This window comes from Actinoplanes solisilvae (genome assembly GCF_003999975.1).
In the GTDB taxonomy this organism is placed as follows: domain Bacteria; phylum Actinomycetota; class Actinomycetes; order Mycobacteriales; family Micromonosporaceae; genus Actinoplanes; species Actinoplanes solisilvae.
Window position 1 is genome coordinate 276,492 of sequence record NZ_RJAC01000004.1, and the last position, 21,792, is coordinate 298,283.

Below are 21,792 nucleotides of genomic sequence, written 5' to 3' on the forward strand. Positions count from 1 at the left end.
GAGCGAATGCGCATGAACTCAGCCGGACGCTGGACGATCGCCTCCGTGTTGAGTGCCGGCTTCGCCGCCGCGGCGTGGACGGTCGCGGCGTTCCAGTTCGATCTCGACACCGAGACGGCGGCCACCGTCGCCGCCCTGGGGGCGGCCCTGATCGGCGCCCCGGCCGCCGCCTGGGCGTCCGGCGAGAAACGCGGGCCCGGCCCCGAGCCGGCCGGGGCGCGACGGCGGCCCGTCGTGCTGGGCGCTCTGCCCCGGCTCGCCGACGCCTACCAGCGGCGCGCCTTCGACGAGGCGTTCGCCGACGGGCGCGTGGTCGTCCTGACCGGACTCGGCGGCGTCGGCAAGACCCAGCTCGCGGCCGGGCACGCCGTCGAGGCGCTGGGCGGCGGCGCCGTGGACGTGCTCGTCTGGGTCGACGCGGCCGAGCGTGACTCGGTCGTGAGTGGCCTGGCCGCGGCCGCCCGCGAGCTGACCGGCGTCGTCGACAGCGACCAGCAGCGCGGCGCCGTACGGCTGATCGAGTGGACCCGCCGATCGGCCCGCTGGCTCGTCGTGCTCGACAACGTCACCAGCCCGGACGACTTGCGGGGACTGTGGCCGAGCCCGGCGCCGAGCGGCCGGATAGTGGTTACGTCCCGCCGCCGGGACGCGGTCCTGACCGAAAACCAGAGGGTGGTGATCGACGTGGATGTGTTCACCGTCGACGAAGCGGTTTCCTACCTGCGCGCCAAACTTCCGGCCGGCATCTGCGCCGACCCGGCCGCGCTGGCCGCCGACCTCGGCAACCTGCCGCTGGCGCTGGCGCAGGCGGCCGCGTACATGAGCGATCGTGGCATCGACTGCGACACCTACCGGCGCCGGTTCGCCGACAGCCGCCGCCAGCTCACCCGGCTGTTCCCGAAGGACGCCGGCCCCTCCGACGACTACGCCTCGACGGTGACCGCCACCTGGTCGCTGTCGGTCGGGCTGGCCGACACGCTCGACCCGCTCGGGGTGGCCTCGCCGCTGCTGAACCTGCTCGCCTTCCTCGCGCCCACCGGCGTACCGCAGCCGCTGCTCACCGACCGGGCGGTGCTCGCGTACGTCTCCGCCCACCGCACCGCCGGCGAGGGCCCGGTCGACGCCGACGACGCCGGGGACGCGCTGCGCTGCCTGCACCGGCTCAGCCTGGCCACGGTGGACGAGCGCGCCGATCCCCCGCAGGTCTCGGCGCATCGGCTGCTGCAGCGCGTCGTCCGGGAGGCACTCGATCCGGCCGGCCGCCGCGAGGCCGTGCTCGCCGCCGCGGAGGCGCTGCTCGACATCTGGCCGGCCCCGGAACGGTCCATCACCTACAGCCGGGTGCTGCGAGCCAACGCGACCGCGCTCATCGGCTCGGGCGCCGACTTCCTGTGGGAGGGGTCGGCGAGCCCACTGTTCGCGCGGCTCGGGGTGAGCATCGGCTCGACCGGCGACGAGGCGGGCGCGGCTGCCCACTTCCGTGCCCTGGCCGCCGAGGCGGGACGACGGCTGGGACCCGAGCACCGCGACACGTTCCGGTTCCTGGAACGCATGATCTTCTGGCTGGGCGAGGCGGGCGACGCCGCCGCGGCCCTCGAAGCGGCGCGAGACCTTGCGGCCCGCACGACCGCGGCGCTCGGCGACGACGACCCGCTCACCCTGGACGCCGAACTGGCCGTGGCCCGCTGGCTCGGCGAGAGCGGCGACCCGGCCGGGGCGGTCGCCGCCTACGACCGGGTCCTGCCCCGCTGCACGCGGCGGCTGGGCGCCGACCACCCCGACGTGCTGCGCGCCCGCTCGTGGCACGCCTTCATGCAGGGCGAGGCGGGCAACCACGACACCGCCGCGCGCCTGTTCGACGACCTGGTCCGCGACCGCACCCGGGTGCTGGGGGCCGATCACCGCGACACCCTCGCCGCCCGTCACCTGTCGGCGCGGTGGCACGGGCTGGCCGGCTCCTACGATTCCGCCGCCGAGGCCGCGTCCGCCCTGGTCTCCGACGCGCTGCGCGTGCTCGGCCCGGACCATCCCGACACGCTGCACTTCCGGCACACCCTGGCCCGGTTCCGCGGCTTCGCCGGCGACCCGCGCCGGGCCGCCTCGGCCTTCGAGGGCATCCTGGCCGACCGGGTGCGTGTGCTCGGCCCGGAACACCTCTACACGCTGGCCAGCCGATACCAGCTCGCCCGCTGGCGCTATCAGGCCGGGGAACACGCGCGGGCCACCGCCGAGATGGCGGAACTGGCCGGCGAGCGGGCCCGGGTGCTCGGTCCCGCCCATCCGCTCACCCTGCAGGCCGACGGCGTGCTGCGGTTCTGGCGCGGCGAACTGGACGAGCTCCCGCCGGCGGTCACCGCCCGCTCGGACTCGTGAGCGGGGCTCAACCCCAGGCGCCGACCGTGTCGGCCATGCGGGCGACGAAGCGGGAGCCGGCCACGGTGAGGCGGTCGCCGGTGCGCAGACCGTCGATCGCGTCGGCCGTCCAGTCGCGGTATCGGCGGTAGATCTCGCGCCGGCCGTCGCCGCGCTCGGTGCGGCGCCGCCAGATGTCGGCGATCGCGAGATGGGCGTACGCCCCCTGCAGGGCCGCCTCGACCGGGCGCGGGTCGGGCCGCCAGCCGACGTGCAGCCGGTCGCCCGCCGCGTCGTCGGGCACCAGGTCGATCAGGTCGAGGACGGCGCCGAGTTTGGTGTGCTGGAACTCGTGGACCAGCAGCACGGCGATCGCGGCCGGGTCGGCCGTGCGGGCCAGGCCGAGGGCGCCGAACGCGTGCCGCGACGTCGAGCTGCGCAGGGTGCCGTCGGGGGCCGGGGTGAGCGGCACGATGGCGCGCAGCCCCTGCCGCAGGCCGTCGATCTGCCCGGGGGCGTCGGCGGCCAGCCTCGCCCACGCGTCGGCCAGCACGGCCGACCACCCACCGGCGTCGTCGGCGTCGAGCCGTCCGGCCGGGGTGTGCTCCATCCGGTCGCGGTAGGGGTCGGCGTCCTCGAGCAGGACGCGTACACCGCCGACCGTGACCCACCGCGCGGCGTGCCACCCGCGGGTGGTCATGCCCGCCCGCACCTCGGCCCGCCCGCCCGGCCAGCGCAGCGTGAACCCGCCCGGCCCGGCGCAGACCAGCACCTCGGCCGCCGGCGCCGCGAAGAACCCGACCGTGGGCAGGTGGATGCGCCCGTCGTGAGCGCCGACCGGGATGTCGACGCGCAGCCCGGCCCGCACGGCGACGGCGGCCGCGATCGCCGCGACCCGGTCGGGGTCGCAGCCGGCCCCGCCACCACCGTCGAGGCAGCTCACCGCCCACGACCGTACGAACGGATGCCGCAGCACCTCGTCGAAGATCTCCGGCGCCTGCCGTTCCACCTCGGCCAGCAGCGGCCCGCCCGCGGCCGTCTCGCTCATGACCTCGCCGACCAGGGCCCGGTTGACGGCCAGTTCGGCGTCGGCCAGCAGAGCGACCGCCGCGGCGTCGCCGTAGCCGTAGCCGAGACCGTCGAAGGCGTCCGCCGGGAGTGCGCCCAGGTCACCGGCGACCGGACCGGGATGCTCGTTGATCACGGTGATGAGCTCCTTCAGGTCGTCGCAGTACACCGAGGGGTTGTCGAACCCGCGCGCCGAGCTGAACCGGTGGGCGGTGAGACCGCCGCCGCACTGGCGCACCACGTCGCAGGCACGGCAGGTGGCCGACAACGCAACCAGGCCCGAGCGGCGCCGGCGCATGGCGGGCTGCTCGGTCACCTCGTCGGCCGACGCGTCGAAGACCGTCAGCCCGGTCGCGCCGCCGCCGGGCCAGGTGGTCTTCATCGAGTCGGGCTCCTCCCACGCCCCGTCGGTCTCGATCACCACGACGTCGCCGGTGTCGAGACCGATCGTCTCGCTCTGGGTCGGCCCGCCCAGGCCGAGCGAGCGGATCGAGTCGAACAGCCGCACCGGGACCGGGCAACCGTCGGCCAACCAGCGGTCGTGGAAGGCGCGCAGCCACGGCCCCAGCGGCGCGGGCGGTGGGTTGTCCCAGGTGGCGTGGGGCAGCAGCAGGTCGATGCGGGGCGGGCCCTGGGCCAGCAGTGCCTCGTAGACGGCGATCGGGTCGTTGGCCGCGTCCACGGTGCACAGCAAGCCGGCCCACAGTGGACGGAAACGCGGCCGGCGCAGCAGTTCGAGGGCGCGCAGCGTCTGCGGGTGGCTGGTGGCGCCGTTGCGGTAGCGGCGGTGCCGGTCGTTCTCGGCGCGGCCGCCGTCGAGCGACACCCCGGCCCGCACCCCGAACTCGAGCAGCAACTCGCCGACGGGCTCGTCGAGGCGTACGCCGTTGGTCTGCATCCGCAGGTCGAGGTCGCAGACCGGGCCGATCGTGGCGCGCAGCTCGGTCAGGACGGCGCGCAGCCGCCGCGGGCCGAGCAGCAGCGGCTCACCACCGTGCAGCACCACCGAGACGCGGGCCAGGTCGTGCCGCGCGGCGTGCTGGGCTATGCGGGCGGCCGCGGCCCGCACCGTCCCGGGCGCGATCATCACGGGGCGGCCGCGCCAGGACTGGTCGGCGTGCTCGTAGATGTAGCAGTGGTCGCACGCGAGGTCGCAGCGGCTGTGCACCTTCAGCACGAAGTGGCGCAGCGGGCGCCACGGAGCTTCCACCCGATCAGATCGCCGAGCCGAACAGCGCCGTGCCGGAGCGGTCTTCCGATCGCTCGAGCCGGACGATGCGGCGCACGATCGTCACGGACGCGGTGCGCTCGATGCGGTCGATGGGGCTGCGGCGAGCCTCGTCGAGGGGGCGCGGGGCGGGCGTTCTCGCTGTTGTCAACGGCACGGCAGTGACCTCCGGACGCCGGGTACCAGGCACCTGGAAGCATAGACAACACTGAAGGTCATGTCACGAGCACGTACGGTGCCCGCGACGGTCTCAGCTCAACGGTTCCACGGCTCCCCGCCTGATGTTCAGCACCTCGTCCGGAACCGTCAGCGGCTCCTCGCCGGCCGCGATCCGGTCGAACCGGGCCACGTCGACCGGGTCGTCCGGGCCGGGCATCGGGTCCCAGACGTCCCACGGCAACGTCTCGACGCCGTCGACCGCCGCCAGGTCACGCACCACCGCGCCGGCCACGAACCACTCCCCCGACAGCTTCGACGGCGAGAACCCGAAGCTGTGCGGGTCGGCCCCCTCGGTCCGGATCCGGCGCCACGCGTCGGGCCCGGCCAGGAACCGGCCGGGCGGCACGTCCAGCGGATCGAAGTCGAGCTTCAAGTCGGCACGTTGCAGCGCGTCGATCTGCGGGTCGGCCGTCCGCCACCGGTCGCCGTCGCGCAGCTCCACCACCCAGTGGTCGGCCCAGAAGCCGGGCTCGAAGTAGGCGGCGAACCCCGACCGGGCCCGCGCCTCGACGCCGTGCGCGCGCAGCATCGCGACCGTGACGACGGTGAAACTGCGGCACATGGTCACCACCCGGTCGGCGGGCCGCCGGGCCTGCCCGAGCGGCCGGTCACCGGCCGCGTCGAGCAGTTCCTCCGTACGCCGCAGGTGCACGCTGGCCGGGTCACCGGGCGGCACGCCGTAGTGCGCCGCCCAGCCCTCGTGCAGCAACAGGCCCTGCACCGTGGTCACGATCGAGGCGAGGTCGCCGGGAAGCTGCTCGACGGCATCGGCATGGCGTCCGAGGCCGGTCATCATCGATGTCCGCATGCCCTTCAGGATCGTGGCTGACACCGTGTCAGGGTCAAGAGCGCCGGCGCAGCTTGACCGTGCTGTCGACGCGGTGGTGCACGACGCCGTCGACCGACTGCTCGCGGGGATGCTCCTCGGCCAGCAGCACCTCCCAGCCGTCACCCAGCGCCAGGGAGGCGATCACCTCGGCCGGGGCGGGCAGCTCGGGGGCGTTCTCGTGCTCGGCGCGGTGCACCGGGCCGGTGTCCATGTGCCCCTCGATCAGCAGCAGGCCACCGGGCGCCACCGCGGCCACCGCCCGGCGCAGGATGCCCTCCCGGTCGAAGGCCCCCCAGAAGTGCAGAAACTGGGCACTGACCAGGTCGAACTCACCGTCGGGGAAGTCGGAGGCCAGGTCACGCTTCTGCCAGTCGACGGTCACTCCCGCCTCGGCGGCGTGCTCCTGCGCGCGGGCGAGGGCCACTCCCGAGATGTCCACCGCGGTGACCTGCCAGCCGCGCCCGGCCAGCCAGATCGCGTCGCCGCCCTCGCCGCAGCCGAGGTCCAGGGCCCGGCCGGGCGGCACGTCGCCGACCTCGCGCACCAGCACCACGTTCGGCCGGCCGCTCCAGATGCGGGTGTTCTCGGAGTAGCGGGTGTCCCAGGCTTGTTCGTCGCTCATGCCACCAGCCTGCGACAGCACCGCCGATGCGCCAACAAACGTTGCTGAAACAGCAAACTCAGCCGGCGCGGCGGCGGGCGCGGCGCGCGGCCAGTTCGTCACCGGCGGCCGGCTCGGGGTCGGAGCCCACCGGTACCGGGCCGCCCGCGGGCTCGGCCGGCAGGTGCGACAGCGAACCCTGGATCTCTTTGAAGGCGCCGCCGATGGCGATGCCGAACACGCCCTGACCGCCCTGCAGCAGATCGACGACCTCTTCCGGCGACCGGCACTCATAGACCGTGGTGCCGTCGGAGATCAGGGTGATGCCGGCCAGGTCCTCCACGCCGCGCGAGCGCAGCGTCTCGATCGCCCGGCGGATGTTCTGCAGCGACACACCGGCGTCCAGCAGGCGCTTGACCACCTTGAGCACCACCAGGTCGCGGAACGAGTAGAGCCGCTGGGTGCCCGAACCCGACGCGTCACGGACGCTGGGAACCACCAGCGACGTACGTGCCCAGTAGTCGAGCTGGCGGTAGCTGATGCTGACCGCCTGACACGCCGTCACCCCGCGATAACCGACCGAGCCGTCCTCGCCGACGAGGGGGCCTTCTTCTTCAAGAGGCTGCTCGTGCACGCGACCACCTCCCCGCTGCGCGGTGCCGCCGCTTCACCTGGACTTCACGAGCGTATATCTCAGCGCCCGCGGAAACAGAGAAGTAACGCGGCGACACGCCGCGCACGAGGGAGGCCGATGTCGATCTTTCCGCCGTACGAGACCCGCGCTTGAACGCGTCAGCCGGCGAAATCTTCGGGACGGACCTGGTCGAGGAACTCACGGAACTTCTCGACCTCGTCCTCCTGCTCGTCGGGGATGACGATGCCGGCCTCGGTCAGCACCTGCTCGGCGCAGCGGATCGGCGCCCCCACCCGCAACGCCAGCGCGATCGAGTCGCTCGGGCGGGCCGAGACCCGCACATCTTCACCGATCAGCAGGTCGGCGTAGAAGACGTTGTCCTTCAGTTCGGTGATCTCGACCGCGGTCAACGGCTGGTCGAGCGCCGTCAGGATGTCGCGCAGCAGATCGTGGGTCAGCGGACGGGCCGGTTTCACACCCTGCTGCTCGTACGCGATGGCGGTCGCCTCGACCGCCCCGATCCAGATCGGCAGGTAGCGATCCCCGTCAACCTCTCGCAGCAGGACGATCGGCTGGTTGCTGGGCAGCTCCACCCGAACTCCGACCACGCTAAGCTCGCGCACAGCCCGCCTCCGTCGTTTAGCGCCGCCCCGCAACGGCTGCCCTTCACCTGCACGTTACACGCACAGGGTCCGGATCCCACGGGTGCGGCATACCCCTTGAACAAGCCTCAGCGGCCGAGTTCGCCGCGCAGTCCGGCCCGGACCAGCGCGGCGTGCAGACGCTGCGAAAGAGCCTGCAGTTCCCGGGCGGTCTCGTTCGCCCGGGCGCGTGCCGCCGGGTCGCTCTGCCGCACCAGGGGCGCCAGCAGCTGCGTGAACAGGCCGACCTCACGATCGGAGGCCGCCCGGAAGCCACGCAGGTGGCGCAGTTCGAGTCCGTACTTGGTCAGACCGACGACCGCCTCGACGATGATCACGGCGTCGCCGTCGTACCACCCCGGCGGGCGGGCGGTGACCAGCCCCATCCGCTCGAGCTCGTCGAGCAGCTCGGCGGTGGCGCCGGTGCGTTCCATCACATCCTCCCGGGGAACCCGGGTGTCGGACGGATCGGCCGCCTTCTGGGTGCCGGACGCGCCGACCGCGACGAGGGCCGGGCGGCTGGGCGCCACCGGCTCCTCCTCCATGCGGTCGAGCTGCTCGCGGATCACCCGCAACGGCAGGTATTGATCACGTTGCGCGGTGAGCACGAAACGCAGCCGCGCGACGTCGTTCCACGAGTATTTCCGGTACCCGGAGGCGGTGCGCTGGGGGTCGACGAGACCCTCCGCCTCCAGGAACCGCAACTTGGAGATCGTCGTGTCGGGGAACTCGGTGCGCAGATGGGCCAGCACCTCCCCGATGCTCATCAGCGCAGGCTCACGCCCACCCTGGGGACGGGATGCCCCCGGGTCGCGCGCCGCCGCCCCCGACGAGTTCACTACCGGTTGCCCTCGCTCTCGGGCCGCGGGCCGGCGATGAACACCAGCCGGAACTTGCCGATCTGGACCTCGTCGCCGTTGCTGAGCGTGGCCGCCTCGACCCGCTCACGATTGACGTAGGTGCCGTTCAGCGAGCCCACGTCGCGCACCGTGAAGGTGCCGCCGTCGCGGTGGAACTCGGCGTGGCGGCGCGAAACCGTCACGTCGTCGAGGAAGATGTCACTGTCGGGGTGCCGCCCACTGGTCGTCACGTCGTGGTCGAGCAGGAAGCGGGCCCCCGCGTTGGGACCACGGCGCACCACCAGCAGCGCCATCCCGGGTGGGAGCGAGCCCGACATGCGACTCGGAACCACGTCTTGATCGGGACCCTCGAGCACCTCGTCGAGGGCACCGAGGTTCAGCGTGGACGTGACGTCGAGTGGGGGGAACTCGTCGTCTGGGCGCGTCATCGGACCACCTCACGGATCAGTTGGTCGTCGCCGTTGCGGCACGGGTTTCCCCCCGCCGCGGCCGTAAGGCTTGGACGCACGACTATCGGTTTCAAAGGCATAACATTCGTTGTGCCCCGCGAGCCTAGTCAGCGCCAATATCGCGGGGCAACCGGACACACTGACTGAGGTTTTTTCAGGGCCGACCTTGAGCCGCACGCAGCCGCCGGTCTTCATGGTGGTCTCCACCGCCCTGAAAATGCCTCACCCTTGTCAGGACTCCGTCAAAGCTTTGTAAGCGCTTGCGTCGAGCAGCTGCGCAATAGCGCTCGGATCGGCCGGCGCGATTTCCACCAGCCAGCCGGCCGCATAGGGCTCGGCGTTGATCAGCTCGGGCTCGTCGGCCAGCGACGCGTTCTTGGCCACCACGGTTCCCGTGATCGGCGCATAGAGCTCGGAAACGCTCTTGGTCGACTCGACCTCGCCGAACGTCTCCCCCGCCGTCACCTCGGTGCCCTCTTCGGGCAGGTCGACGAAGACGATGTCGCCCAGCGCGTCCTGCGCGAAGTGGGTGATGCCCACGCGCACGGGCCCGCTGCCGTCACCGGCCACCCACTCGTGCTCAGCGGTGTACCGCAGGTCCTCAGGAATCACGCGCTCTCTCTCCCGTTTCCACGATTCCCCGGCCCCCGTTTCAGGAGGCCGGCCGTGCGTATTGCAATGTCGTGGCTTCCCGCACCGCGGTCACCTCGACCAAGGTCCGTTGTTCCAACGTCACGCTACCGCCGCCACTGTTCACCGACGCCACCACCCCGCCGGGGATCTGCAACGCGGTCTGCATGACCTGAGGCACACCGATCACAGTAAGAACGTACGGCCCGGTGAGGCGTTCACCGTCCACGATGATCCCGCCGCCCTCGGCGTCCACGAAATAGCTGGACGCCACGACGCGTACGGCCTTTCCGGCGGCCGCGCCGATCTGCATGACCTCGCCGCCCGCGCCCCGCAGTTCCTGCACCGTGTTCAGGATCGCCGAGGCCTTCACCCCGTCGATCTCGATGCGCAGGCCCGGTCCGCGCCCGGCGACCGTGCCGGCCAGCAGCCCCAGCTCGTCGGCGCGTTTCTCGGCCTCGTCCAGCGCCGCCTGCCGGCCCACCACACCCGAGGTGAGCTGCCGCTGGCTGGTCTCCAGCGCGCTGATCTCGCTCTGCAGCCGGCTGTCGCGGGCCTCGAGGTCGCTCAGGATGCGTACGAGATCCTCCTGCCGCGCGGTGACCAGCCCGTCGTCGCTGTCGTTGCTGCGCAGCTGCACCACCAGCGTGAACCCGAACAACGCCACCAGCACGAGGATCAGCACCCCGGCCGAGCTGGGGCGCTTGGTCAGCAGCGAGCCCGACCTGGGTTGCGCTGGTGGGTCCATTTCCGGTACGCCGTCCGGCGGCGGCGCCGTGGCCGGTGTCACCCCTTCGGGGGCGGGCGGCGGCGTGAGCGGACGGGTCGGCCCGTCCAGATCGACGGTCTGCGGATCGAAAAGGTCGCGCCGCGCGGCCTCGACCGTGGGCTCGTCGTCGTCGGCGCCCGCAGGGGCCGGCTTGCGGCCCGCCGTGGGCAGCTCGTCCTTGTCGTCACTCATCGAATCACCGCCTCACGCCCGGAACAGGTGCCGGCGGATCGCCGCCACATTGCCGAAGATCCGCACCCCGAGCACCACCACGACGCCGGTGGACAGCTGCGTGCCCACGCCGAGCTGGTCGCCCAGGTAGACGATCAGACCGGCCACGAGCACGTTCGAGATGAACGAGATCACGAACTGCTTGTCGTCGAAGATGCCGTCCAGCTTGGCACGGATGCCGCCGAAAACCGCGTCCAGCGCCGCCACCACCGCGATCGGCAGATAGGGCGCCAGCTCGGGCGGCACCGTGGGGTGGAACACGATGCCCAGAACGACACCGGCGATCAGGGCGAGTACGGCGATCATCGGCCGCCTTCCGACGACGAGGGGGACGGCCCGGGCGGGCCGGAGTTCACGGTTGCGGGGGCGACCGGCTCGGCCACCCGCAGCTTCAGCTCGGTCGCGGCGTCCAGCCGCAGGTCACGGGCGTCGCGGGCGTCGAACGACATGCCGTACTTCGTGCCGAGCTGCTCGAAGAACCGCCCGGCGTACCCGGTCTTGAAGTCTTTCGCGAGCTCGTCAGGGCCGATCGCCTGCACCTCGTACGGGGTGGTGACCGGTCGCAGGTCGACCAGGATCGCCTCGCCGGCCTGGCGGATCGTCGACGTCGCGGTCAGCCGCTGCCCGTTGATCGCGATCGCCTCGGCCCCCAGCGACCACAGCGCGTTCGTGGCGAGCTGCAGGTCGGAGTCCTTGACGCGGGCCGCCGTGTTGCGTTCGCCGGTGACCGGGTTGATCGGCGTCGGCCCGTCCCCCACGGTGATCTTCGCGCCGGAGCCGGTCACCGGGGCCAGCCCGGTCGCCGCCTCGGTGTCGCGCAGCTTGCGGGCCGCCGCGTCGCCCAGCTCGCGATCGCGCAGGGCGGCCACCTCGTCGGCCAGCCGGTCGGCCCGCTTCTGCAGCTCGGCCGTGGTCTCGCGACGGTTCTGCACCTGCTCGACCAGCTCGGCGCGCGCGGTCGTACGGGCCGGCTCGTCGGCGATCGTCTGCTGATAGGCGACGACCAGCAGGAACCCGAGCACCAGCAGGGTCAGCGCCAGCACACCGGTGGAGACGCGTTTACGGGCAGCGGTCGGCTCGCCCTCGCGCGCCTTGCGGGCCGCGGCGTCGGCGTAGCCAGGGTCGAGAGGATTGCGGAACAGCTCGGTGAGGAAGTCGGGCGCGTAGACCCGCTTCGGCGGCTGTTCGTCGCCGGCACCGCTCATCAGGTGGCCACCCGGGCGGCCCGCAACAGGCGCACGGTCTGAATGAGATAAAGCACGCCGGCCGACCAGTAGAGGCCGAGCGCCCACCACGCGAGACCCCAGCCGACCGGGCCGGCCCACCAGTCGATCGACGGCACGGCCTTGGCCAGCAGGATCATCGGGAACGCGGCGAGCAGCACGAACGTGCCGGTCTTGCCGACATAGTGGACCGGCAGCGCCGCCGTGTAGCCGTGCCGGCGCAGCACCAGCAGGGCGATCGCCACCACCAGTTCGCGCAGCAGCAGGGCACCGGTCAGCCAGTACGGCACCAGGCCGCGCACGGTGAAGCCGATCAGCGTGGCCAGGATGTAGAGCCGGTCGGCGAACGGGTCGAGCAGCTCACCGAGCCGGCTCACCGAGTTCATGCGCCGGGCCACGAACCCGTCGACCCAGTCGGTCGTGCCGCCGATCGCGAGCACGATGACCGCGGCCACGTCGTGGTGCGGGCCGAGCAACAGGTAAAGGAAGAGCGGAACGCCGAGCAGCCGGAAGAAGCTGATCACGTTCGGGATCGTCCAGATCCGATCGGAAGGGGTGGCGATGGACGGCGCAGGCTGCTGCGACATCGCGACTACCTCTCCCCCTCAAGAGCCGGGCCGCAGCCCGGCGACACCCCGGCCAGACCCACCTGGTCTCGGCCCGGATGTGCTTGCGTCCCCCGGCGGACGGTCCCCCGACCGGCCACTCGCCGAGCAACTATAACGAGGTTCGGAATTCCCGTCGCGAACCCGTCACGTGTCGCACATCGCGTCCGCCATCCTAGGAACCTAGTTTTCTGCGGATGCGGGCGGGGTCGTCTACCGCCGCGCCGCCTGAGCTCTTCGGTAAATTCGGCCATCGGTTGTCAGGTATTGGTGGCAGCGTCGGCCGCATGTCGAACCAACCGCTGAAAGGCAAGATCGCCCTCGTCGCCGGGGCCACCCGTGGGGCGGGCAGGCAGATCGCCGTCCAGCTCGGCGCGGCCGGCGCCACCGTCTACGCCACCGGCCGCAGCACCCGCGAGCACCGCTCCGAGATGAACCGCCCCGAGACGATCGAGGAGACGGCCGAGCTCGTCACCGCGGCCGGGGGCGAGGGCATCGCTGTCGCCGTCGACCACCTCGTCCCCGAGCAGGTCAAAGATCTCGTCGACCGGATCGACACCGAGCAGGGCCGGCTCGACGTGCTGGTCAACGACGTCTGGGGCGGCGACCCCCTCGCCACCTGGCACAAGCCGGTGTGGGAGCAGCCCCTCGACGCGGGCTTCCGGCTGCTGCGTCTCGCGATCGACACGCACATCATCACCAGCCACTTCGCGATGCCGCTGCTGATCCGCAAACCGGGTGGCCTGGTCATCGAGGTCGGTGACGGCACCACGGACTACAACGACAAGAACTACCGCCTGTCGGTCTTCTACGACCTCGCCAAGACGTCGGTGAACCGCCTCGCCTTCGCCTGGTCGAAGGATCTGCCCGAGCACGGCGCGACCGCGGTGGCGCTGACGCCGGGCTGGCTGCGCTCCGAGATGATGCTCGAGCATTACGGCGTCACCGAGGACAACTGGCTCGACGGCACGGCCAAGGAACCCCACTTCGCCATCTCCGAGACCCCGGCGTACGTGGGCAGGGCGGTTGCCGCCCTGGCCGCCGACCCGGACCGGGCCCGGTGGAACGGCACGTCGGTGTCGAGCGGCGAACTGGCCCAGGTCTACGGCTTCACCGACCTCGACGGCAGCCGTCCCGACGCGTGGCGCTACCTGGTCGAGGTGCAGGACGCGGGCCTACCGGCCGACGTGACCGGCTACCGGTAGAGCTCACCCATCCGCAACGCCGCGCCGGCCATCCGCTCCCGGAGCGCGGGCGGAGCGAGCACTTCCACTTCGGGCCCCAGCCGCAACATGTACGTGTAGGCGACGTCGAACGACTCGACCGGCAGCCGGGCGTGGACCCAACCGTCCGCGTCCGGCTCGCCGAACTCGCCGGGCACAGCCACCGCCTCGACGACGAACCGGAGAAGCCGTACGCCGGCTGGGCTCAATCGGATGTCGATCGTCTCGCGCAGCATCTGCTGGACGAACTCGACGGCCCGCTCGGCCCAGAAGCCGGGCAGGTCGAACCCGTCGTCCCGGACGAACAGGGCGTCGTCCACGGTCACCGACACGATCCGATCCACCCGGTACGACCGCAGGCTGTCCCCGACCTTCCCGACGAGATACCAGACGCCGTTCTTGAGAACCAGCCCGTACGGCGCCACGGTGCGCGTCACCTCGTCGCGGCGCCGGTAGACCATCGTCAGCACCCGGTCATGCCACACCGCGTCGGCCAGTTCGGCCAGCAGCTCCGGCGGCGACGGGTCGGCGAACCAGCCCGGCGCGTCGAGGTGGAACCGCTGCCCCGCCCGCTCGGAGGCCTCCCGCAGACCCGGCGGCAGCGCGGCGAGCATCTTCAGCCGGGCCGCGCGGGCCGGTTCGGTCAGCCCCAGGTCGCGCGCCGGACCGGGCAGACCGGCCAGGAACAGCGCCTCGGCCTCGGCCCGGCTCAGCCCGGTCAGCCGGGTGCGATAGCCGTCGACCAGCCGATAGCCGCCGGTCCGGCCCTGCTCGGCGTAGACCGGCACGCCCGCCGCCGACAACGCGAGCACGTCGCGATAAACGGTGCGCTCCGACACCTCGAGCTCGCCGGCCAGTTCGGCCGCGGTCATCGTGCCGCGCGCCTGCAGCAGCAGGACGAGGTTGATCAGCCGGGCAGCGCGCATGCACGCATTCTGCCCGGCTGACTCTCAGCGGCGGCCCCGGCGGGCGCGCACGTAGTCGTCGACCACGTAGCGGCCCAGTTCGGCGGCGTCCGGGCTGAAGACCCGGCCGCCGTTGCGTTCGGCGACCGCGGCCACGAACCTCTGCAACCCCGGGTCCTCACCCAGCATGAAGAAGTTCAGCGTGGCCCCGTACCGGGTCAGGTGGTCGATCTCGTGGACCGTCGCCCGGATCGTCTCGGGCAGCGGCGGCCACCAGAACATCGCCTCGCCGTCCGGCTCGAGGTGGGCCGTCGGCTCCCCGTCGGTCACGACCAGCACGACCGGTTCGGCCCCCGGGTGACGGCGCAGATGCCGGCTCGCCAGTTTGAGGGCGTGCTGCAGGTTCGTGCCCTTCTCGGCGGTCGGGTCGATCGCGGCCAGCTCGGCCTGGGACAGCGCCGACGCGTACTTGCCGAACCCGATGATCTGCAGCGAGTCCTGCGGGAACTGGGTCGCGACCAGATGCGACAGGGCCAGGGCGGTCTGCTTCATCGGGCCCCAGCGACCGTCGGCGTACATCGAGTAGGACAGGTCGACCAGCAGCGCGACCGCCGCCGACGCGCGCCGCTCGGTCTCGGCCACCTCGAAGTCGTCGGGCTCGAGGCGTACGGGAAGAACGCCCACCCCGCCGCCCGAGGCGCGCCGCCGCACCGCGTTGCCGATCGTGCGCACGACGTCGAGCGGTTGCTCGTCGCCGTACTCCCAGCGCCGCGACGAGCCGATCAGGTCGCCCGCCGCCCCGGCGTCGCGCAGGTCGTGCTGCCCCTGCTTACGGCCCGACAGATCGTCGAAGACCTGAGCCAGCGCCGTACGCCCGAGCCGGCGCAACGCCTTCGGCGAGAGCGTGAGCCCTTCCGAGTCGCGCGTGACCCAGCCCTGCCGGCTCAGTTCCCGCTCGAGCTCACGCAGCCGCCGCACGTCGTCGGCGGCCGAGCGGCCGAGCTGCCGTTCGACCATCTCGACGTCGACGTCGTCGAGCGTGGCCCCCGGATGTTCCTGCCCGAGCTGGTCGAGCAGCTCGTCGAGCTCCCCGATCTCGCCCAGGGCAGCCGCCGCGTCGCCATAACCGAGGTCTTCGGGGCCGCGCATCTTCTCGCCGCGCCCCCAGTTGAGCTGGGGCCGCAGAGCCCGCAGGTTGTCGGTCAGCTCGCCGAGCTGACCACGCAACGGACCGTCGCCCAGGGCCTGGTCCATCAGACGCGACAGCTCTTCCTGCTGCTGCGGGGAGAGCGAACGCATGAGCCGCTCGGCCGCCGCCGCCCGCCGGGCCAGGGAGTCGATCAGCTCCTCGACGTTCTTGGGCTGCTCGGGGAAGAACTGGCCGTGCTTGTCCATGAACTGCTGGAAGGCGTCGTTGGTGTCCTCACCGCGGGCGTGCTTCGCGAGCAGGTCGTTGAGGTCGGACACCATCTCGGAGACGCCCTCGAGGTCGCCCTGCTGCAGCGCCTGCTTCATGCCGGCGAACCGCTGCTCGACCACCTCGCGCCGCAGCCCGTCGAGGATCTGCTGGTAGAGCGCCTGCGCCTCGGGCGACCTCCACGAATAGTCGGACAGCTCCTCGACGGCCCGCGACGTCGAACGGGGCAGGTTGTCGAGGACCGCCTCGGAGAAGCGGGCATCGTCGTCGTCGCGGCCCCGCAGCTCGTCGCGCTCGGTGGCCACGGCCTGGTCGAGCAGCTGCTGGGCCCGGGTCACCGCGCCGTCGAGATTGCCCCGGCGCAGCGCCTCACGCCGCATGCGCCGGGCCCGGTCGCGCAGCTCGTCGAGCCCGCGACCGTCCTGCGGTCCGCGCCGCACCAGGTCGCGCAGCACGTCACGCAGGCTGTCGCCGGCCAGCACACGTTCGCCGACCTCGTCGACGGCGGCGCGCACGTCGTAGGGCGGGGCGAGCGGGTCGGGCCCGTCCCGCCACGCCCCGTAACGGAACCTGTTACTCATGCCAGCACTCTGCTTCGCTGCGTGCTGGCATGAGTGGGCCGACTGAGCCTGCTGGTGGACTCACTTCGTTCGCCCACTGTCAGCTCCCGTAGAGGGTGCGGCCGTCGTCGGTCAGTTCCTTGGCCAGGCGGCGGGTCAGATGCAGCCCCTCCAGCACGAACTCGATGCCCGAGGCGGCCTGCCCCGGCGACGGCGCGTCACCCAGGCCCAGCCGGTCGAGCACCTTGGCCAGGCCCGGCACGGTGCCGATCTGGCCGAGCAGCTCGTCGGCGCTGACCAGATCGCCCGTCTCGATGATCGCGCCCTCGGCGACGAGATCGGTGAAACCGGACAGGTCGAGCCCGCCCAGCCGGTCGCGGAACGTCTCGGCCGTCGCGACCCGCAGCAGGTGGGCCAGGACCTCGGTCTCGCGCCCCTCCTCGCCGCTCTCGAACTCGACCTTGCCGCGCAGCGTCGACGTCACGGAGGCGGTGTCGCAGACGCGGGCGACGGCCTCCTTCTCCTGACGCAGACCGCTGCGGCGCAGGGCCGAGGCCGCCGTCGTCTCGGCCGCGGCGATGGCGAACCGGGCCGAGATCCCCGACCGGGAGTCCACGGCCGGCGATTCCCGCACGGCCCGGGTGTAGCGGGCCAGCACGTCGATCAGGTGGTCGGGCACGGCCGCGACCAGCGCCGCCTCCTGCCGCACGAGCTCGGTCTCGAGGGTGAGATCGACCGGATAATGCGTACGGATCTCGGCGCCGAACCGGTCCTTGAGCGGGGTGATGATGCGGCCGCGGTTCGTGTAGTCCTCGGGGTTGGCCGACGCGACGAGCAGCAGGTCGAGCGGCAGCCGCAGCTGGTAGCCGCGGACCTGGATGTCGCGTTCCTCGAGCACGTTGAGCAGCGACACCTGGATGCGCTCGGCCAGGTCGGGCAGCTCGTTGACCGCGAAGATGCCCCGGTTGGTGCGCGGCACCAGCCCGAAGTGAATCGTCTCGGGGTCACCCAGCGCCCGGCCCTCGGCCACCTTGATCGGGTCGACGTCGCCGATCAGGTCGCCGACGCTGGTGTCGGGGGTGGCGAGCTTCTCGCCGTAGCGCTCGGAGCGGTGCAGCCACGAGATCGGCAGCAGTTCACCGGTCTCGGCCACCAGCCGCCGCGACGCCGGGGTCAACGGGTGGTACGGATGTTCGTGCAGCTCGGACCCGGTGATGACCGGCGTCCACTCGTCGAGCAGCCCGACGAGCCCCCGGATGAGCCGGGTCTTGCCCTGCCCCCGCTCGCCAAGCAGAACCATGTCGTGCCCGGCGAGAAGAGCCCGCTCCACCTCGGGAAGAACGGTGTCGTCGTAACCCACGATGCCCGGGAAGCGCGGCTCCCCGTTCCGCATGCGGGCCAGCAGGTTGTCGCGCAGCTCTTCCTTGACGGTGCGGAACTCGTGGCCCGAGGCCCGCAGCTCGCCCAGAGTGCGCGGAAGGTCGGTGGGAGGTGTGATCGCGGTTGGTGCGTCTGTCACCGCAAGAACGCTACTCCGAGGTTGTGACATGCCGCCGCCGCAAGACCCACAATGTCGGCGTGAATCGATGGATTGGGGTCTGGTTACGGGCGTGGCGGTCCGAGCGGGTGGAACTGGCGTCGCCGGCGTCGGTCGACGACGTGCGCAAGCGGATCAAGGCGGGCCTCACCTCGTCCTTTCGCGCCGCGTACAGCAACCGCGGCGGTCAGCACGTGATCGGACGGGTCGGCCGGCGACGGCTCTCGTTGACCGCGATCACCGCGGGCGTACGGAATTCGTGGTGCCCGAGCGTTCGGGGCAGGCTAGAACCGACGGCGACCGGGTCACGGTTCGTCGGGCGGCTGGGCTGGTCGATCTTCACGCTGGTCTTCAGCGCGACCTGGCTCGGTCTTGCCTTCTGCCTGTTCCTCGCCCTCCTGGGCCACGCCATTGTCCTGGCGTCGAACGGCGACGCCGGCGCTCCCGTGTTCCTCGTGTGCCTGGCACCGCTCGGTGGGATGGTGCTGTTCTTCGGGCTCTCGTCGTGGGGCATTCACGTCGCCCGGAAGGACGAGGTCTATCTGCGATCGTGGCTGGAGGAACGGCTGCGGACCGCGGGCTCGGGCATTAGGGGCTATCAGCCGTGGCAGGACCGGGCGATGTGACGTGCGCCGCAGCCACGGGCGTCGATCTGGCGCTCGCGTCGCGGCGACCCGGCGCGGCAGGGTGAGGGGCATGGCGAGCATCGAGCGGTACGCGGCGTTCAGCGACGATCCCTCCGGTGGCAACCCGGCGGGTGTGGTGCGCGACGCCGCCGGGTTGGACGACGCGGCGATGTTGAAGATCGCGGCGGAGGTCGGGTATTCCGAGACGGCGTTCATCACTCAGCGGCTGGGTGGGAACCACTACCGGGTGCGCTACTTCAGCCCGCTGATCGAGGTGCCGTTCTGCGGGCACGCCACCGTGGCCACGGCCGTCGCGCTCGGGCCCGGCGACCACGTCTTCACGACCAACGCGGGTGAGGTGCCGGTGACGGTCGACGACGCCGGGCGGGCCACCCTGACCAGCGTCGCGCCCTTGATCACCGACCTTACGAGCGTCGAGCTGGCGCAGATTCTCGCGGCGCTGCGCTGGAGTGCCGACGAGCTCGACCCCGAGGTTCCACCCCGGGTGGCGTACGCGGGAGCTCATCACCCGGTGATCGCTGTGCGCAGCCGGCAGCGGCTGGCCGACCTCGACTACGACTTCGCGGCTCTCAAGGAGCTCATGGAGGCGAAGGGCTGGACGACGATCCAGCTCGTGCACCGCACCGGGGCCGGCAGTTTCGACGTACGCAATCCGTTCCCGGTCGGTGGCGTGGTCGAGGATCCCGCCACGGGAGCGGCCGCGGCGGCGCTGGGCGGCTATCTACGCGCGCTGAAGCTGGTGCCCGACGACGCCACGGTCCACCTGCGGCAGGGCGACGACCTGGGGCGGCCGAGCCGGCTCACGATCAGCCTGGTCCCCGACGACCCGCGGGTGCGGGTGAGTGGAACGGCGGTCGCGCTGCCCGCATAGGATGGCGGCGCGATGAGTGCCACCTTGATTGCCCGTGAACTGGCCGCCGGGCACGGCGACCGTGTCCTGTTCTCCGGTCTCGACCTGGTCGTGGCGCCCGGCGACGTCATCGGCCTGGTCGGGGTCAACGGCGCGGGGAAGACGACCCTCCTGCGTACGCTGGCCGGGCTTGTGCCGTTGGAGAGCGGAACCGTCTCGCTCAGCCCGCCCAGCGCGAACGTCGGCTATCTGCCGCAGGAACGTGAGCGCCGCGAGGGTGAGACCGTGCGCGACTTCCTGGCCCGCCGCACGGGGGTCGGCCCGGCCCAGGCGGCGCTCGACGCGGCGACCGAGGCGCTGACCGAGGGCCGGCCCGGCTCCGACGACGAGTACGCGACCGCCCTCGAACGCTGGCTCGACCTGGGCGGCGCCGACCTCGACGAGCGCGCCGAACAGGTCGCGGCCGAACTGCACCTGACGGTCGGCCTCGATCATCCGATGACCGCGCTCTCCGGCGGTCAGGCCGCCCGCGCCGGCATGGCGTCGCTGCTGCTCAGCCGTTACGACGTGTTCCTTCTCGACGAGCCCACCAACGACCTCGACCTCGACGGGTTGCGCCGCCTCGAGGAGTTCGTCGCCGGTCTGCGCGCCGGGGCGCTGGTGGTCAGCCACGACCGCGAGTTCCTCACCCGCACGGTCACCAAGGTGCTCGAGCTCGACCTGGCCCAGCAACAGGTCAATCTGTACGGCGGTGGCTACGCGGCCTACCTGGAGGAGCGCGACCGTTCCCGCCGGCACGCACGCGAGCAGTTCGAGGAGTACTCCGACAAGAAGGAGGACCTGCTCGAACGCGCTCGCACCCAGCGCGCCTGGATGGACAAGGGGGTGCGCAACGCCCGCCGCAAGGCCCCCGACAACGACAAGATCGCCAAGAACCAGCGCGGCGAGACCAGCGAGAAGCAGGCCGCGAAGGCCCGCCAGACCGAGAAGATGATCGAGCGTCTGGAGGTCGTCGAGGAGCCGCGCAAGGAGTGGGAGCTGCGCATGGAGATCGCGGCCGCGCCCCGCTCGGGTTCGGTCGTGGCGACCCTGCGCGACGCCGTCGTGCGGCGCGGCGACTTCCAGCTCGGCCCGGTCACGCTGCAGGTCGACTGGGCCGACCGGATCGCGATCACCGGCGCGAACGGGTCGGGCAAGTCGACGCTGCTCGCCGCCCTGCTCGGCCGGCTGCCGCTGGACGAGGGCTCCGCGCACCTCGGTTCGGGCGTCGTCGTCGGGGAGGTCGACCAGGCTCGCGGGCTGTTCCTGGGCGATCAGCCGTTGGCGGCCGCGTTCGGGCTCGCCGTCCCGGATCTCAGCGACGCCGACGTGCGGACGCTGCTGGCCAAGTTCGGGCTGCGCGCCGCGCACGTGCCGCGCCCGGCGGCGAGCCTGTCACCGGGCGAGCGCACCCGCGCCGCGCTGGCGTTGCTGCAGGCCCGCGGCGTGAACCTGCTGGTCCTGGACGAGCCGACCAACCACCTCGACCTGCCCGCGATCGAGCAGCTCGAGTCCGCGCTGGCGTCGTACGCGGGAACTCTGCTGCTGGTCACCCACGACCGCCGCATGTTGGAGGCCGTCACGGTCACCCGCCGCCTCGAGGTCGCGGACGGCAAGGTCACGGGCTGATCGAGCGGGCCACCCGGAAACCGACGTCGTCGACCCGGAACGTCGGATGACTGCGGCGGCGCACCGAGGCGCGGCAACTCCAGTGCTCGTCGAACCAGCCGCCGCCGCGCAGCACGCGGTAGCCGCCGTACACCTCGGGGTCGTAGAGGTCCCAGCACCAGTTCCACACGTTGCCGAGCATGTCGTACAGGCCCCACGCGTTCGGGCGTTTGCCGCCGACGTCGTGCAGCCGCTCGCCGGAGTTGCCCCGGTACCAGGCGATCTCGTCGAGGGGGCCGTAGCGCGGTCCGTCGGTTCCGGCCCGGCAGGCGTACTCCCATTCGGCCTCGGTCGGCAGCCGATATCCCGGCTCACCCGTCACCGTGACGGCCGAGTCCGCGTCGATCTTGTACGCCTCCGGCAGCCCCTCCGCGATCGACAGGGTGTTGCAGTAGGCGACCGCGTCCAGCCAGGACACACTCTCGGCCGGCCGACGCGCGTCGCCGGCCAGGCCGTACTCGGCGCGGGTGATCGGAAAGACCCCGATCTCGTACGACGTCAGCGCGACCTGCCAGCGTCGCTGGGTGCGACGGTCGGAGAGCTGGACCACTCCCGCGGGCAGCGTGATCATCTCCGGCATGGCCGCCACTCTACGGTTGCGCGACCG

22 protein-coding genes are annotated in these 21,792 nt (G+C 71.9%); 5 read left to right on the top strand and 17 right to left on the bottom strand.

The window, feature by feature from the left end; all coding sequences use genetic code 11:
• The first annotated feature begins 12 nt into the window (after positions 1-12).
• The gene (locus EER30_RS14685; protein WP_127500974.1) at positions 13-2,373 is read left to right on the top strand and encodes a tetratricopeptide repeat protein; all 2,361 of its coding nucleotides are present in this window, start codon (positions 13-15) and stop codon (positions 2,371-2,373) included.
• A gap of 7 nt (positions 2,374-2,380) precedes the next feature.
• Here EER30_RS14685 and EER30_RS14690 read toward each other — a convergent pair whose 3' ends face one another.
• From EER30_RS14690 to clsA, 13 genes are all read right to left on the bottom strand, one after another.
• Positions 2,381-4,630 carry an FxsB family cyclophane-forming radical SAM/SPASM peptide maturase gene (locus EER30_RS14690; protein WP_127500975.1) on the bottom strand — a complete coding sequence of 750 codons (2,250 nt, stop codon included), beginning with the start codon at positions 4,628-4,630 and terminating at the stop codon, positions 2,381-2,383.
• Between the two features lie 4 nt (positions 4,631-4,634).
• Complete coding sequence (locus EER30_RS47065; RefSeq protein WP_164842332.1) at positions 4,635-4,805, bottom strand: hypothetical protein; 171 nt, start codon at positions 4,803-4,805, stop codon at positions 4,635-4,637.
• A gap of 93 nt (positions 4,806-4,898) precedes the next feature.
• The gene (locus tag EER30_RS14695; protein ID WP_127500976.1) at positions 4,899-5,699 is read right to left on the bottom strand and encodes a transglutaminase-like domain-containing protein; all 801 of its coding nucleotides are present in this window, start codon (positions 5,697-5,699) and stop codon (positions 4,899-4,901) included.
• Between the two features lie 10 nt (positions 5,700-5,709).
• On the bottom strand, positions 5,710-6,318 hold the full coding sequence (locus EER30_RS14700) for a class I SAM-dependent methyltransferase (RefSeq protein WP_127500977.1): 609 nt from the start codon (positions 6,316-6,318) through the stop codon (positions 5,710-5,712).
• A 58-nt stretch (positions 6,319-6,376) separates the two neighbouring features.
• Positions 6,377-6,931: a MerR family transcriptional regulator gene (locus tag EER30_RS14705; protein ID WP_127500978.1), complete on the bottom strand. Its 555-nt coding sequence runs from the start codon at positions 6,929-6,931 to the stop codon at positions 6,377-6,379.
• A gap of 158 nt (positions 6,932-7,089) precedes the next feature.
• Positions 7,090-7,554: a bifunctional nuclease family protein gene (locus EER30_RS14710; protein ID WP_127500979.1), complete on the bottom strand. Its 465-nt coding sequence runs from the start codon at positions 7,552-7,554 to the stop codon at positions 7,090-7,092.
• Positions 7,555-7,661: 107 nt separating this feature from the next.
• Positions 7,662-8,339: a transcriptional regulator FtsR gene (gene ftsR, locus EER30_RS14715; RefSeq protein ID WP_127500980.1), complete on the bottom strand. Its 678-nt coding sequence runs from the start codon at positions 8,337-8,339 to the stop codon at positions 7,662-7,664.
• A 71-nt stretch (positions 8,340-8,410) separates the two neighbouring features.
• The gene (gene odhI, locus EER30_RS14720; RefSeq protein WP_127500981.1) at positions 8,411-8,860 is read right to left on the bottom strand and encodes an oxoglutarate dehydrogenase inhibitor Odhl; all 450 of its coding nucleotides are present in this window, start codon (positions 8,858-8,860) and stop codon (positions 8,411-8,413) included.
• Positions 8,861-9,112: 252 nt separating this feature from the next.
• A complete protein-coding gene (gene gcvH / locus EER30_RS14725) occupies positions 9,113-9,493 on the bottom strand; it encodes a glycine cleavage system protein GcvH (RefSeq protein ID WP_127500982.1) in 381 nt (126 codons plus the stop codon).
• 40 nt (positions 9,494-9,533) lie between these two features.
• On the bottom strand, positions 9,534-10,472 hold the full coding sequence (locus tag EER30_RS14730) for a DUF881 domain-containing protein (RefSeq protein WP_127500983.1): 939 nt from the start codon (positions 10,470-10,472) through the stop codon (positions 9,534-9,536).
• A 12-nt stretch (positions 10,473-10,484) separates the two neighbouring features.
• The gene (locus EER30_RS14735; protein WP_127500984.1) at positions 10,485-10,817 is read right to left on the bottom strand and encodes a small basic family protein; all 333 of its coding nucleotides are present in this window, start codon (positions 10,815-10,817) and stop codon (positions 10,485-10,487) included.
• On the bottom strand, positions 10,814-11,716 hold the full coding sequence (locus EER30_RS14740; RefSeq protein WP_127500985.1) for a DUF881 domain-containing protein: 903 nt from the start codon (positions 11,714-11,716) through the stop codon (positions 10,814-10,816). Before EER30_RS14740 ends, EER30_RS14735 begins: the two co-directional genes overlap by 4 nt.
• A complete protein-coding gene (gene clsA, locus EER30_RS14745; RefSeq protein ID WP_127500986.1) occupies positions 11,716-12,321 on the bottom strand; it encodes a cardiolipin synthase ClsA in 606 nt (201 codons plus the stop codon). The genes EER30_RS14740 and clsA overlap by 1 nt, the downstream gene beginning before the upstream one ends.
• Positions 12,322-12,626: 305 nt before the next feature.
• On the opposite strand from clsA, the gene EER30_RS14750 reads away from it, so the two are divergent.
• Positions 12,627-13,544: an SDR family oxidoreductase gene (locus EER30_RS14750; RefSeq protein WP_127500987.1), complete on the top strand. Its 918-nt coding sequence runs from the start codon at positions 12,627-12,629 to the stop codon at positions 13,542-13,544.
• On the opposite strand, the gene EER30_RS14755 is transcribed toward EER30_RS14750, so the two are convergent.
• From EER30_RS14755 to EER30_RS14765, 3 genes are all read right to left on the bottom strand, one after another.
• Positions 13,535-14,488: a helix-turn-helix transcriptional regulator gene (locus EER30_RS14755; protein ID WP_127500988.1), complete on the bottom strand. Its 954-nt coding sequence runs from the start codon at positions 14,486-14,488 to the stop codon at positions 13,535-13,537. The two genes, EER30_RS14750 and EER30_RS14755, sit on opposite strands and share 10 nt — an antisense overlap.
• A 24-nt stretch (positions 14,489-14,512) precedes the next feature.
• On the bottom strand, positions 14,513-16,465 hold the full coding sequence (locus EER30_RS14760; protein ID WP_127500989.1) for a vWA domain-containing protein: 1,953 nt from the start codon (positions 16,463-16,465) through the stop codon (positions 14,513-14,515).
• A 79-nt stretch (positions 16,466-16,544) separates the two neighbouring features.
• Complete coding sequence (locus EER30_RS14765) at positions 16,545-17,963, bottom strand: sigma 54-interacting transcriptional regulator (protein WP_127500990.1); 1,419 nt, start codon at positions 17,961-17,963, stop codon at positions 16,545-16,547.
• A 59-nt stretch (positions 17,964-18,022) separates the two neighbouring features.
• On the opposite strand from EER30_RS14765, the gene EER30_RS14770 reads away from it, so the two are divergent.
• The 3 genes from EER30_RS14770 to EER30_RS14780 all read left to right on the top strand — a co-directional run bounded on the left by EER30_RS14770 (position 18,023) and on the right by EER30_RS14780 (position 21,146).
• Entirely contained in the window at positions 18,023-18,607 is a 585-nt protein-coding gene (locus EER30_RS14770) for a hypothetical protein (RefSeq protein ID WP_127500991.1), read from the top strand.
• A 70-nt stretch (positions 18,608-18,677) separates the two neighbouring features.
• The gene (locus EER30_RS14775) at positions 18,678-19,499 is read left to right on the top strand and encodes a PhzF family phenazine biosynthesis protein (RefSeq protein WP_127500992.1); all 822 of its coding nucleotides are present in this window, start codon (positions 18,678-18,680) and stop codon (positions 19,497-19,499) included.
• 12 nt (positions 19,500-19,511) lie between these two features.
• Positions 19,512-21,146, top strand: coding sequence for an ABC-F family ATP-binding cassette domain-containing protein (locus EER30_RS14780; protein ID WP_127500993.1), 1,635 nt, complete (start codon positions 19,512-19,514; stop codon positions 21,144-21,146).
• Here EER30_RS14780 and EER30_RS14785 read toward each other — a convergent pair.
• Entirely contained in the window at positions 21,136-21,756 is a 621-nt protein-coding gene (locus EER30_RS14785) for a formylglycine-generating enzyme family protein (protein ID WP_127501168.1), read from the bottom strand. The genes EER30_RS14780 and EER30_RS14785 overlap by 11 nt on opposite strands.
• Positions 21,757-21,792 lie beyond the last annotated feature (36 nt).